Annotated in this window: 6 protein-coding genes; 3 read left to right on the forward strand and 3 right to left on the reverse strand. The window is 39.3% G+C overall.

The features are described from left to right. Window positions 1-28: 28 nt before the first annotated feature. From AC2G3J_RS12185 to AC2G3J_RS12195, 3 genes are all read right to left on the reverse strand, one after another. Entirely contained in the window at window positions 29-4,795 is a 4,767-nt protein-coding gene (locus AC2G3J_RS12185; RefSeq protein ID WP_483770039.1) for an RHS repeat-associated core domain-containing protein, read from the reverse strand. A gap of 69 nt (window positions 4,796-4,864) precedes the next feature. After that, window positions 4,865-8,449: a type VI secretion system Vgr family protein gene (locus AC2G3J_RS12190; RefSeq protein WP_483770040.1), complete on the reverse strand. Its 3,585-nt coding sequence runs from the start codon at window positions 8,447-8,449 to the stop codon at window positions 4,865-4,867. A gap of 554 nt (window positions 8,450-9,003) precedes the next feature. Beyond that, complete coding sequence (locus tag AC2G3J_RS12195; RefSeq protein ID WP_483770041.1) at window positions 9,004-11,205, reverse strand: TonB-dependent receptor; 2,202 nt, start codon at window positions 11,203-11,205, stop codon at window positions 9,004-9,006. Window positions 11,206-11,681: 476 nt separating this feature from the next. Between AC2G3J_RS12195 and sbnA the strand changes: the two genes are divergently transcribed. The 3 genes from sbnA to AC2G3J_RS12210 are packed head-to-tail and all read left to right on the forward strand — an operon-like array spanning window position 11,682 to window position 15,434. Continuing rightward, window positions 11,682-12,686, forward strand: a complete 1,005-nt coding sequence (sbnA, locus tag AC2G3J_RS12200; protein WP_336954736.1) for a 2,3-diaminopropionate biosynthesis protein SbnA — start codon at window positions 11,682-11,684, stop codon at window positions 12,684-12,686. Window positions 12,687-12,708: 22 nt separating this feature from the next. Then, on the forward strand, window positions 12,709-13,722 hold the full coding sequence (gene sbnB / locus AC2G3J_RS12205; RefSeq protein ID WP_483770042.1) for a 2,3-diaminopropionate biosynthesis protein SbnB: 1,014 nt from the start codon (window positions 12,709-12,711) through the stop codon (window positions 13,720-13,722). Between the two features lie 17 nt (window positions 13,723-13,739). After that, window positions 13,740-15,434 (forward strand): IucA/IucC family protein, encoded by a 1,695-nt coding sequence (locus AC2G3J_RS12210; protein ID WP_483770043.1) that lies wholly within the window; start codon window positions 13,740-13,742, stop codon window positions 15,432-15,434. The last annotated feature ends 1 nt before the right edge of the window (window position 15,435 follow it).

Raw genomic sequence — 15,435 nt, forward strand, 5'->3', positions numbered from 1 at the left:
ATAAAAATAAAATAAATCCATCTGACATTTATCTTAATCCCCCAAAATTTAAGGGAGCCCGTGGAAGCATTTGTTGATTTCTTTTTAATTGCTCATGATCGATTACTGTTTTCGGGGCTAAAGGGTCATATGATCTTTTTTCTCCGCTAACTCCACTTAAAGATGCTCCTAACCCAACACCCAAGGCAATATTTCCATAAAAACCACCATTCATTGAGTAACCTCCACATACACTCACTGCCAATCCTGCGCCTGCACTTGCACACGCTTCATAATATTTCCCATCTTTTAAATTACCAGCATTTAATACTTCTCTAGTGGTTGTTGCTTCCAACGCTATCCCATATGTATTCCCACCTTTCACACTATATTTTCCATTTCCATCATATGATGCAGAAGCACTAACTCCAACTAAAGCAGCAGCAGTGACATTTGCATTCATACCAGTTAAAACTCGATCTGTCATTTGAACTGCAGCCGGTTTATTTTTTAATCTACTTGGTACTTGTGAACCAGGTATTCTATCTACAAAAGCCTCTTTCATCGCACTTCCGAGTGATTCATTTAACCCCATCGGATCAATCCATTGATTTGGATCACTTACATAAGTAGAATTGTTTAAACCACCTTTTAACCCAATTGGGTCTTTACTCACATACCTTGCACTATACGGTTCATAATAACGATAACGGTTATAGTGTAACCCTGTTTCTTTATCGTAATATTGCCCTTGAAATCTTAAGTTGGTTTGCTCAAGCAGATTATCACTTGTATTTATTTCTAAAGCTGTGCCCCATGTATCCTGTTTAATTTCCCAGACACATTCCCCTAGCTCATTACTTAAAGTTTGTGGAGTACCGACTTGGTCACAGTGGTAAAAGGCAACACGTTCTAATTCAGCTTTGTTCTTTCTGGTTTCAGTTTTCCATACTGGATCTTTATAAATCGAATAAGGTACGTTTTGGAATTGGCGATAGTCAGGTGTTTCTATCAGTTTAATAAAGCCAGCATAACCTGTCTGTAATAATGGTACAAAACTATTCGGTTCATAGAGATAGTGCTTAGTATAATCAGTTTGAGCTTTTGATGATTTCACTGATTCCCACACCATCACATCACCATCCCAACCAAATAAGGTTAGGCTGTGGTCTGTTTGGTTATTCTTAAATAATCGTCTGCCAAAAACATCATAACCATAATCAGTAATTTGACCATTGTTGTCACTTTGTATCAGACGATTTAAGTTATCCCAAGTGAGTTTTAAGGTCTGACCGGCTTGAGTGGTTTCAATCACATTGCCCTGTGCATCATATTTATAATGTTTGCCTTGATACTGGCTAATCAAGTTATTTTTTACTTGCGCAGCTTGAGTGGCAATCGGATCAATCAAGTTCCCCGCAGGATCAAAACTAAAGCTTTCAGATTTATATGGGTTTTGGCTTTTGATTAAACGCCCGATTGGATCATATTGGTAATTTAACTTACCTAAACGACTATCATCAACTTGAGTCAGCAAATAGTTGTTATCATAGTGATAATGACGTTCTGCTTGAAATTGTACCCTGTCCGTTGTTTCTTGTTCTGGGCGAATGATTTGTGAGCTGAGTAAGCCCACATCATTATAATTCTTAGTTTGCACTAAACCATTGGCCAGCAGTCGCGTGGTTTCACGATGTAAATCATCACGTTGGAATGCCACCATATCTTGTTTGTTAAAAGCAATACCATAAATATGCCCCGATCCATAACTTAGATTGGCTTGTACTTGTCCATCAGGACGAATGGTTTGAGTCAAATTCCCCAATTCATCGTACTCATAACGTAATACTGCTGTGAGTGGCGTTAGATTCGGTACTTTATAGTGTTGATGCTCACGTACCAACTGTCCAAGTTGATTGCGATAAAAATCAATTTGGCTTTCTGTATTGGTCGCTTTGCTGAGTTGGTTATTTAAGTTGTATTCAAATTCTTCAACTTGGCTATGCCGAGTCTGCAAATGGGTATAAGTCTTTGACGCGATCGAACCATCCATATGATAGCCGAATTGAGTCAGAATATTGGGTTGGCGGATTTGAAATAAAAATCCATTGTCATGATATGTAAAATGCTTTTCTTCACCATCAAAGGCTTGTTCACGCACCAATTGCCCAAAACGATTATAGTCAAATAGATATTCGGCATGGTTTTGATTGCTTAGTTTTTGAATTCGACCTTGTTTATCCCACTGGTAGCCGATTTGGTGTCTATTGGCATCGACCCGTTGCGCTAATAGCCCGACTTGATTGTATTTATATTGGGTGATTAAGCCTTTACTATCAGTATGCTTAAGTAAACGCCCTTCTTCATCATGTTCAAATTGTTCTTTTAATCCATCAGGATAAATGATTGCTTGTAACTGCCCTCGGTCTTTACCTTGAGTACTGTAGAGATACTGGACCTGTTGTGCATCCGCAGCAGCTTGTGCGGTCAGTGTACCGTCTTCATCATATTCCCAAGCACTACTTTTCCCTGAACAATCGGTATACGACACCATCTGCCCAAGATCATTATATTGAATTTTCTTTGAGCCGCCTTTGGCATCAACTACTTCAACTAATTGGTTGTCATTATTATATTTATACTGGGTGATATGCCCTAAAGGATTAATGTCTTTGCTGACATTGCCATCAGCATCATATTGTTTTTTCCAGATATTGCCTTCTGGGTCCTTAGTTTCAGTCAGATTACCATTTTCATCATAGGCAAACAGGATAATGCCACCATTTGGCTGTACAATTTTCACCAATTGACCTAGTTCATTATAAGCTTGTTCCGTTTCTAAGCCTGCAAAATCAATTTGACGCGTAATCCGTTTTTGACTATCTCGAGATATCCACTTTTCACGACCATCGGCTAAACGAGTACGATAGGTAAAGCCATCTAAATCAAAATAATAATAGGTCGGAACATCATAAGCGTCATAGACTGCCACTTGACGCAAACGTGGATGCCATTCTAAACGGGTTTTAAAACTGCCATCATCTGCCCACTCCTCAATCGCTTTGGCCTTGGGTGCAGTAGATTCATATCGAATATTTTGCCCACGTCCAGTACGATCTGTATAACGGGTCAATTGATGGGCATGGTTATACTCATAACTGCGTGTATGTCCATTTTGATCAATGGCTTTGATCAGATTGCCTTGTTGATCATATTCATAACGTGCCAATGCTTCCACTTGATCATCGACAAATGCGGCAATGACTTTGGCTTGTTCATTAAAAGCAAATTTGACTAAATGTTTAGCACGCTTCAATTGAAAATCAATCGCCTGTAAATAGGCAAATTGTTCAAACAATAAATAGGTCAGTACTACTTTTTCATCAGTCTGATCATTAAATTGTTGAACGAGGTGATAATGTTTTCCAGCATTAAAACTATGAAAATGGAAATTCCAGTCTGAACCAAAATTCAGCAATAAATCCCCATCGTCATGTGGTGCGACACTAAAGCCTTCAAAGGGTACCTGATATTTTTCATAGACGATCGAAGCAGGCAGTTGGTGTTTACGTCCATTGCTGTCAATAAATAAATACCCATTTTGGTTTTGTATGATCACATTGGAAAATGGCATCATCCAACGTGCGCCGATCATACTGTGATCAAACTCATTCATTTGAGAGTTATATTGACGACTAAAGGCAAAACCAACTTTAGGCAAGTAAAAGTCTGAATGATTAACCCGCTCCGCACCAATCGCATAGCTAATACTTTTATCCGTTTTAGAACTTTGATCGTCAGCCAATGTTGCGCAAATCGGATCATTTAAGGCATCAGGTTGTAAGGTGACAAACTCTAAAATATCACCATTGATATGCTGCTCATGTTTGCCTGTTTGGTTTAACGGCACACTGGCTGTGGCTTTTTTACCTTGAGTTTGGATGGCTTTTAGGGTTTCTTGAATCAACCAAGCAAGGCTATATTGAGTTCCTGCATTACTTTGTTGTTGAATCACTGTAGCAAGTTGTGGTGTCGCCTTAAGCACTTCTTCTGTTAATCGTGTTGCGATATTCGGGGTCATCTTTGCGGTCATATCAGCTTGTGCAGGTGTACCCAACAAATCAATCAATGGCTGTGCCCAGTTGCTAAACTGCTTGCTGGGATCACGTTTTTCAGCTGTGGCTCCCGCTGAAGCAACGCTAGGCAATCCAGCTACAGCACTGCTGCTAAAAGCTTGCAGAATTGAAGTCCCTAGTGTCGTTGCACTCGACAATAAACCTGATAATTTACCTTGTGTTTCTTGTAGGAATTTTTCTAAATCGCCAGCCATCTGCGCATTTAAGTGTAGCTGCATCCGACGTAAGTCAGCTTCTTTGATTTTGCCATTGGCTGGGTATAAACATTCTGCCATTAAACCCAGCATTGGACGTAAAGCCATACGCACATGTGCTTCTGTATTCGGTTGTAAAAATAAACCGATTAAGTTCATGCTTAACAATGCCGATTGTTGTACCCCTGCCTCAGCTTGCTTGGGTTCAGTGGCAAGTAAAATAAGGTCTAATACACTGCCGGATAATGCAAAGATATTGGCGACTGTTGGTACATTGGCGCTTGCTTTGATCTGTTCTAGGCTGGTGTTTCCACAAGCCTGTAAATAGTTTTGGATTTGATGGGCGATAAACTTATGGTCTTCTGTATGCGTCAGGCTGGCCAAATTAAATACTGCCAACTCTACCGCTGGCTTGGTCTCTTTAGCGGCTGGTTGTTGCTGTGTATTTGACCCTGCGGTCTGATTTTTACTGTCTATAAATGCCATAAGCTTAACCTTAATACGTTCTAATTTTTAATTTAATTTCAATCAATTAAAATTCAAAAAAATGTTCAATTATTTATTTCGCGCGTTATATACATCTGCTTGTTCAGCAGCCGTTTTTCGCACAGTCACTTGTTTGGTGACATAACGGGACTCTTCCAGATCCATCCGTACCACATCCTTATCCATATCATAAATCGACTGCGGTTTTCTCACTTCGACAGGTGCTGTCGCTTGTGGAGTCTGCTGAGTCAAAATTGGTGCAGGCTGACTGACTTGTTGAGGAATATTTTGCGGGATCGTGGGTACAGATGCATCACCTTTTCGAGTGGTAATGCTATAAGTTAAGAAGCGAGAGAAATATTCATCTTTTTTAATAAAATCATCCACCACTTTCACTGGGGCATCTAGCCCATTTTGAGTAGCGCCAAATGACTCTGCAACAAAACCTTGCCCCAGTGACGACCCAAATCCTATTCCAGCAGTTATATTAGAAACTAAACCACTGGTCTGTTGAGCAAACAATGCTGAGGCTTGGTCTTTAAAGAAATCGATACCTTGATCTTTAATGTTGTGTAGGGATTGACTTGGATTGGCAATCATCTGCCCCACATTCATCATCTGTGACGGAGATAAATTTAAATTCAATGCCGAAGAGACGAAACCTAATGCACTTTGAGTAAATTGTTCTTTAAATTGTCCCAAGCTTTGTGTGCCTAAGTCTTTTAAAGCATTTTTGCCCATATCTTTCAATGAGTCAGCATTCAAAGAGAATAAATTGTTTTTGAGTTGAGACATCATATTTTGTCCCACTGAATTTAATGTATTTTGTGCAAAGCTTGTGGCACCACCGACCACTTCTTCGGACCAAGTATAATCACGGTTAAAATGACTTGCTTTATCCCATGCACTCCGTGGATCAGTCTCAAATTCAACTTTGGCAGGGCCAGGTGCAATACCTGTCACTTGGGCAAAGCCATTTGCATCCAGCTTGCCAGACACTTGCTTGCCAAATGAGTCAATCACTTTAAAGCCGGTTTGTTTAAAGAAGTCTTGCCCACCATAGCTTTTTAATAAGTCGAGTGCGCCTTTGAGCGGATTCGATGGCGGCAGTTCTACTGATTTACTCACACTGGCACCCGGCTTAAATGTGTGCTGCCCTGCATTGACCTCAAACTTACCGCCTGTTTTTGGGAAAATCCCTGAGCCATTTAGGGCAATCTGTGAGGAACCACCAGTAATCAACACTTCTTTTGGGCTACTGATTTCTATCCGATCTTCTGTAGATGAGATGGTAATCCCCAGTTTAGCAAATACATCTAAAGCGTCTGACTGCGCTTGAATTTCAACTTTACTTTGCGCGGCAATGGCTTTAATGCCACCTTGTGCAGCAAATAGACTCACTTTGCCTAAAGCTTGCCCCAAAAGATTCTTTTGGGTACTGAGGTTAATACTATCGCCCGCAGTATGGTTAATGATGCCTGTGGCTGAAAGATGGATATCTTCAGGGGTACTTAAGGCAATCCCATCAACAGAACTGAGTAATATGATGGCTTTTTTATACTTAGCAACATCTTTTTCAATGTCTTCGGCAAAAGCTTTGAGTTGCTCAATCGATTCTATTTCATCCGTCTTTTGGTTTTTGGCAATATCACTTAAAGCTTTACTGTTGGTCTGACTACCCTCAAGTTGCTTTTTGGCAAACTCTGAATCAAGGTGATCACCTTTGGCTTGGTCTTGTTTGTAGGTCGAAAGCAGTAAACCTTGCCCTGCGCGTAGTGCTCCCCATTGGTCAGTTCTCAGCTCAAAACCTTCTCCACGATCATCACTTTCTGCTTTGTCTTTTGGATGACTCAGTTTGCCCAAGTTGAGTTGGCTGGCCCCATGACTACTCTGTAACTGGCTGCTGATTTGGCCAGTAGTATCGTCAAACCTCAGTTGATTGTAGCCACTGCCTTGATACTCTCGACTTTTTATTCCTGCCAGTTTCTTGGTATCAGGCAGTTTGCCTTTGTCATCAAACTTGCTTGGATGACGTTGTGCTTCATGGATGCGCCCAACCACAAATGGACGGTCAATGTTGCCATCAAAGAAGTCAATTACAACAATCTCACCGATTCTCGGTAAGAACCGCGCACCATAGCCTTCGCCTGCCCATGGGGTCAGGACATCGACCCAAGCTGAATCTGTGTCATTGTCATTAGAACCCGCACCGCCATCATGGGTATTGTCTTCATTACGGCTAAACAGGAAGCGAACTTTGATACGCCCCCATTCATCAACATGAATTTCTTCTCCGCTTGGCCCCACCACTTTGGCCCGTTGTGGTGATGCAATCGGTCGGTGTTGTAATGGGTTATAGGCTGGAACCGTGCTGATATTACGACGTTGAATGGTTAAATTACTGGCTTGACGTTCATCACTCGTGTTGCTGGTGATTTGACTTGTTTGCCAATTGCTTTGTTGGACTAAAGCGGTGACTTGATCGGTGAGATCTTTAGGTAAGTTATTTTGGTTATAAAAGCTTTTAGCCGTGATTAAAAATTCTTTGTCTGCACCTGAGTGTTGATCTATCTCAGGATGTTCATTTAGTTCAAACCAATAACCAACATGTGCATCGCGCACAGTTGATGTTGCTGTAAATTGTTTGGCTTGTGAATCGTAGTAGTTGCTGAGGTTTTGATTAAACTTTTCAATCTGACTGTTGCCCGATGGCGTGGCACCATCTTCGCCATTAAGGTCTTGAATCCATGCAGGGCTAAAGTGCCATGCTTGTTCTAAAGCTAGACTGGCATTGTCATAATTTTCACTATGGCTGTGTTTACTTTGGACACTGCCAGCGCCTTCATCAATATCCAATACATCAGCTTGCCAACGCTGGATATACACTGAAGTCGGTTGAATGGAACGCTGACCAATAAAATTGGTAATTGAATCAGTTTTTTCTACGGCGCTGCTTCTATGAAAGCGAATATTGCGGCGTTCTAAGGCACTAAATTGCGAATTATCATCGATTAAACGAAGCTTTTGTGCTTGGATTTGTTCTGTTGAGCTCGATACTTTAAGCTGAGCTTCATCGATCAACCAGTTAATCCCTTCACTTCTCATCAAACGGGTCAGGAAGTCAAAATCACTTTCAGATGCTTGCATAATGAATGGGCGCACATCATAGTCTTTGCTCAGTCCACTCTTATCTAATGTCAGACTTGAAGCAAATAGTGGGCTGCGTTGTACCCATTCTTGGAACACGGTCTGGATCACATCCACAACCGACTTATTCATAAATACTCTAGAGTTTCTACGGTGTTTCCAAAGTGCTGTTGGGTCTTCTACAGTCAAACGATAGATGGTAAGAGAACCATCAGATGCGCCAATATCGGCTTGGGTCATAATCCCTGAAATACGGGTTAATTCAGATTTATCTGTGACAATATCGATTGCAGCTTGCGTTCCAATAAAGCTTTTTAAAGGAATGCTTGCTGACGTTGCAAGACAGATGAGCTGAAGTCGAACACCTTCATTGATTTGATGTGTTCCATCAATACGTTGTAGGAACACTTGTTGGCTCAACGCCGAATTAGAAAATTGTACGTGGATGGCACGCTTTTGTGCTGATAATCCAAGCTGCTCCAAAGCAGCGTAAATATTGTTAGACATGCTTATTATTAAATTCTAAATTGTGATCGATTATACTAAAAAACTTAAGGGTTTGTCTATACAGACCTGTCTATATTGCGCTCAAATTTTAAGCAAAAATGTAAATATTTTTATTTTTTAATGCATAATAAGTAAAATTTTCTCATTGTTTTATAAAATATTTATTCAAAAATAATTCAAAATCTACAATAAGATTGTTACGCTAGGCGGATGTATGAATATCTCCTTTTCGATTTAGTTTTTGGCAATGATGGGTTTTAAACAGTAAGAATAAACAAAACAACTTCGAACCGATCTTATGGTGCTACAGCATGTACTCATCGTATTTTTATCAATTTTTAATTGTGTAACAATAGTTCAAATACAAGGACTCTATTCATCCTAACTAGTTTTTTCAAAAGCTCTGAATAGCTCATGAATTCTATTGTGCTATATTTTAATTTTTTAATGATAATTCACACTTATATTCAGTTAAAAAACTGATTTATATTAAAATAAAAAACTAGTGATAAGTGACAATCAAACACTCAGCACTAGCTTTTAGCTAACATCAATTAATAATTAAAAGTATAACTCAAACCAAAAGTCCGGCCTTGTGCCCGCATACTAGACACAGGTGAAAAGGTAATTTCTGACTGCTGACTATAAACGGTGCGATAGTCTTTATTCCACACGTTATAAATTCCAAAATCCACCCGCCCCTTATAAGCCGGGAAATTCACGAGGGTATCCATAATCGCATAACCCTTTATTTTTGCAGCCCGGTTTGGAACCACTTTATCATTGTTCACTGCAACCTTATCGTCTTCAAATGCTTTGTCAGTTCCTTTTACAGCAAGCACCTGTACACGGAATCCATAACCATCATCACTATTCCACTCACCAAAAATAGTTCCCTTAGTTGGAGATACCTGATAAGCATTTAACTCACGCCAATTACCCGCCGCATCCTTATATTGTCCACGGGTGTAAGCCAACGTGCCACCAATTTTAAAATCATCCAGAATTGGATATGCCGCAGTCATTTCGGCACCGTAAACACGCTGATCAGTTTCCGCAATATTGACTGAACGATCCGCATTGAACTGAATGACTTTATCAGATGTGTTATAAAAACCAGTAATTCCTAAATCAAGTTTTTGATCATCTTGCAGACGCCAACCCAGTTCATAACTATTGACCGTTAGTGGTTCTATATTCGCAGTTGAAACGGTCAGAATTGAGACATCACGTAACATCCGTAATATATCTGGATAACTAAATCCTTGAGAGAAATTGGCAAATAATTGCTGATTATCAGTAAGTTTATAAACTGCGCCTAAATTAAACAAAAACTTGTCAGCATTTGTTGAATCACTCGCAACGCTTTGTGTTTGTCTAGAAGGTGTATAAGCGTCTGTATCTGCCTTGATATATTGATAGCGCGTTCCCGCTTGAAGATTAAAGCGATCCGTTAATTGATAATCTGCCTGTAAAAAAGCCCCGATATTCTGAATGACAGTATCTGGACCAGCATCTAACCTTCTACCAGTATCCTTGTAAACTATACCGTTATTGCTGACAGACAATACGTCATAATGCTGAGTATCTTTTTCTCGGTCATAATCCAGACCATAGGTCAGATTAAGATCTCGCGCTGCAAGCTTAAAATCTGACTGCACTGTAGACCGCATTCCAGCTACATCAACCGTATATTCTGATTGATTGACCGTAGCGCCACCTGAATAAACTGGGAAAAAACGCCCTTTTTCATTTCTATAATAGGCTTCCAAATTTACCGTCTGCCCCCATACATCCTGATTTTGATATTGGGTATTCAAAGCATAACGATCCGTAAATGGCTGATTACTTAATTCCAGCCCCTTGATGGCTCGTTCAGACTGTGGCCCTTTAGCAATGGTATAGTTCGGTCCATAATCAGGTAGATAACGAGTATCCTGCTTATCCTTATAATACTGCGCACCAAAACTTAAGCTTTGTGTGTCAGTCAAATTAAAATTCAGGCGTCCATTTATGTCTAACGTATCTGTATCATTACGGCTGGTTTGATTGGGTTCAGTTGCAATCCGATCCCCATTCGCATCGAACAATGATCCCCGGCTGGTATAGTTCGCACCCAAAAAACCATCCATTTTATCATTACTGAAAGAAACGCTCTGACCTGCTTCATAAGCCAGACCATCTCCTCGGAAATTATCAGCAGAGGTTATCCCTAATTTCGTCTCAAAACTCAGTGGTTTCGATTTGTCAGCACGTTTGGTAATGATATTAATAATCCCACCCGTTGCACCAGAACCATAAATACTGGTTGCTCCAGAAATGACCTCAATCCGTTCAATCATCCCCGGACTGATACTGTTCAATTGGCGCGCAGGATCACGCGATCCCGTCTGAGATACACCATCAATCATCACCAGTACCGTTCTGCCTCGCATGGTCTGACCATAATTACTTCCAGTACCACTAGACGGCGCCAGTGAAGGAACCAGTTGTCCAAGAACATCTGCTACTTTTCGTCCTGCTCCAGCCTGTTTTTGTACTTCTGCTCCGCTGATGTTCTGTACAGTTCCTGCAATATCTGCAATGCTTTTTTCTGATCGTGTTGCTGTAATAACGATCTGTGGCAATTTCTGGACAGATTCCTGTTGTTGAGCATTGCTCACTGGTGTCTGATTATTCGAGGTTTCATCCTGTGCATATAACTGACTACTGATGGCAATAGATAAAACACATAAGCTGAATTGGGAAAGGCGCATCCTGTTTCCTCAGTTGTAGGTCTGAATTTTATCGATAATAATAATCATTAACATTCTTGATGTAAAACACAATCTTTTAATGGCCTATTCCAACAACCCAAGGAAAACACAGCACAAAAATTATTAATTTAATTTGTCTTTTTATAATTTCAGTTCTGATTAATTTTGAGTTTCTAAGATTTTCTTAGGGTGATTCTCTTTAATAAAAATAAATGTGATAGCGATCTGCTTTATAATTTTTTTCTAGTGATTGATTAACAATTTTAATCAAATGGTCATCTAATTTCACTATAATTTAAGTCAATAATTATATATAATCCATATTTATCAAAAACTTATAAACAAAATCATTACTCACGCCCACAGTTTATTCTTCAATAAAATTACAAAACACAACAAATCCATCGTAAATTTTAATAATAACAAAACCAATAATGATTATCATTTGCAATAGATAAAACCAGAGAATTCTAACGATGATCCATAACAATATTCTCGATTGCATAGGTAAAACTCCTTTAATCAGACTCTCAAGGATGTTTACTGATCAATCCGTCACCGTTGTCGCAAAAATGGAGTTACTCAATCCAGGTGGAAGTATCAAAGATCGACCTGCATTGTATATGTTACAAGAAGGGCTTAAATCTGGCCTCATTCATAAAGATAGCCATATTGTTGAAAGTTCATCGGGCAATTTAGCAATTGCACTTGCAATGGCATGCAAAATTTACGGCCTAAAATTCACTGCTGTGATTGACCCCAAAATTGCTTCAGCCAATTTACAAATGTTGAAGCTCTATAAAGCCAATATCGAAATGGTCTCTGAAAAAGATCAAAACGGCGGTTATTTAAAAACAAGAATCGATACAGTACAACGACTTTGCCGCCAGTTGCCCAATGCTGTTTGGATCAACCAATATGCAAATCCCAACAATTGGAAAAGCCACTATTATGGTGAAGCAGAAGAAATCATAAATCAAATCGATCGCAGTATTGATTACTTGGTTGTTGGTGCAAGTACTTCTGGAACAATCATGGGCGTATCTCGCCGCTTAAAAGAAAAATTCCCGCATTTAAAAGTTATTGCAGTCGATATCGTCGGTTCTGTTCTCTTTGGTGGTCACTCAGGCCCACGTGAAATTCCGGGTATCGGTGCAAGTACCGTTCCAGCCCTACTCTCCCCAGATGAAATAGATGATGTCATCTATGTTGATGATTATGAGTCAGCTTTAGGTTGCCGAGAACTCCTCGAACATGAAGGCATTTTTGCGGGTGGATCTAGCGGCTCATCTATTTCAGCAATAAAAAAACTTATCCCGACCATCCCTTCTGGATCATGCGTTTTAACCCTTTTGGCAGATAGAGGCGATCGTTATTTAGATTTAGTTTATGACGAAGAATGGTTCGAAATGATCAAGAGAAGACATTTCAATAAAAATCATCTCAATCAAGAAAATTTTACTTTGCAATCCGTTGTTTAACTCCACTTTTTAGGAAATATTTATGAGTAATTTGGCTAGCCTTCGTTACCTTAGTCAATCAGATTTACTTCATCTTGGTGCAAATCACAGTAATTCGTTTATCGAAGCAATTACTGAAGGCCTCACACTTCACGCAAATAAACAGTTTGTACAACCCTTAAAACCCTATTTACGTTGGCAAGGTGCGGACCATATTGCCGACCGAATTATTGCCATGCCATGTTATTTGGCTGGAAATGATCCTATTGCAGGGATCAAATGGATTGGTTCTCGCCAACACAATCCTAAGAAATTTAATATTCCTCGTGCCAGTGCCTTAATTGTTTTAAATGACGCTGAAACAAATTACCCCGTGGCAATCATGGAAGGCAGTTTAATTAGTGCGATGAGAACAGCGGCAATTACTGGTGTATCAATTAAATATCTCGCCAAAAAAGACTTCTCAGATATCAGCGTGATTGGTTGTGGTCCGATTGCCCAAATGCAAATCAAAACGGTCTTAGAACAATACCCACAAGTTAAAAAAATACATTTATTTGATCTAAACCCAGAAGCTGCAGAAAAACTTAAAGCTTTATTTATTGCCGAATATCCAAATCTTCAAATCGAAATTCATGAAACTGCCAAGTCGGCGATCCAACAGGCAGATGTATTAATCACTTGCACAGTATCTGACAAACCCTATATCCCGTTTGAATGGCTTAAAAAAGGTTGCTTCGTTTCAAATATATCAATCATGGATATTGAACCAGAAGTTTTCCTCAAAGTTGACAAAGTGATTGTGGATGACTGGGATCAATCCAATAGAGAAAAGAAAGTCATCAATGTACTGGTTGAAGAAGGTTTATTTAGCCGTGAAAAACTACATGCTGAACTAGGTGACATCATTATTGGGCATAAAAATGGCCGTGAAAATGATGATGAAATCATTTTACTCAATCCAATGGGTATGGCGATCGACGATATTGTTTGTGCGAAATGGTTTTTCAATGCTGCACAAAAACAAAATATTGGCACAGTTTTGCCACTTTTATAATTATAGGAACAATGCACATGTTAGATCGGATTTACACAACACAACTTCAGAAAACTATAGATGCGCTCTATATGGAAAATTATGGTGAGTTCAGAAACCATATTGTCTATAAAAAGCCTTATCTTGTAATACATCTGAGGAGTGAGTTGGAACTACATTTCAATTGCTTAAAAGTAAATAGTGTAAATCCTTTCTATATCACAAAAGCAGAAGTTTTACTTCATAACACGTTGAGTCAACAGACCACTGAGATCGCGATTGCTGACGTTTTTAATTATTTAACTCAATCCTCATGGTGGCCATCAATCAACCACCAAAAGGCCATTGCGTATTGGCATGATAATTTGGTGACTGCTGAAAAAATTCCTCAAATCTTACAATCCGCCCTTTCTTTTTCTTCGCCACTCATAATGAGTGAACTACTTTCGCTTGTCGCTGACCGTGCATTTCATCCATTTGCACATGCGAAAGGTGAACTCAGTCCACTCATTACTCAAAAAGAAATTGAAGTGTATTGGTGGGCATTTAAAAAAACAGATGTCATAAATAATATGGAATCCATTCCACATGATGAACTGGCTCTCCCTGCTGAGGAAAAAAATCTTATTATTGAAAAAATGCAGGCTCTCTCAAATGAATACCTTGCAATACCTGTACTTAAAACACAGCATGACTATTTAACATTTCAAGAAAACAAATATCTAGGGATTGACCTCGGCCTCGCCACTGCAATTGGTTGCCCAACATCCTCGCTACGAACTTTAATCAATCACTTAAATTCAAATCAGCACTTAAAGCTCTCGACCAATGCCAAAACTTTGGGTGCTATTCGCTCTATGCCTGCTCGATATTTAGCCAACGGTCATGCGGCATATGATTTTCTCAATGATGTCATCGACAAAACACCATCATTAAAACATCAGCTCTCTTTAAGCAATGAAACCCATTGGTGGGTCTTAGGAAAACAAGAACCGCTGGTACAAAATTTAGGTGTTATCGGCTGTCAAGTGAGGCATTTACCTCATTTTTGCCAAGAAAAAAATATAGCACCCATTAGCATGTCTGCTTTAAGTTGTCCTTATATTGATCCATGGGAAGCTTTAGGTATAACAGGTGACAAATGGAACTTACTTAAAGATTTGAGTACCCATTTTATTCACACTTTTCTCACACTGTGGTCTTTTGGTGTTATGCCTGAGTGTCATGGTCAAAACACCCTTGTATGTTACCAAGACAATCAATTTAAATGCTTTATTCTGCGTGACCATGACACCTTAAGAATATGCACCCCTGCGATTCAGGACAGTGATTTTGTTCCACCAGACTATAAAATTGATACCAGTACGCCAAACAATCTTATCTTTAATAAAAATGAGGATTTATTTAATTATTTTATAACCCTCGGGATACAAATCAACCTATACCCTATCGCATTAGCAACATTGAAATATACCAATCATACTGAAATTGATTTCTGGGAAATGATCCAAGAAATTATTGTCAACTTTATAGAAACTGCCGCACTTTCTGAACAATCGAAAAACTGTATTCAAAAATATGTTTTTGAAAGTAGCCACTGGCCATTCAAACAATTACTCACCCCTTTATTAGCCCAACAAGGTGATTCAACAGGGATGCCAAGTAAAATTGGTATGACGTCAAATCCCTACCATGCTTTATTCCAATCTTGCTATGAGACCATGGATATCTAAA

This window comes from Acinetobacter legionensis (assembly GCF_057165765.1).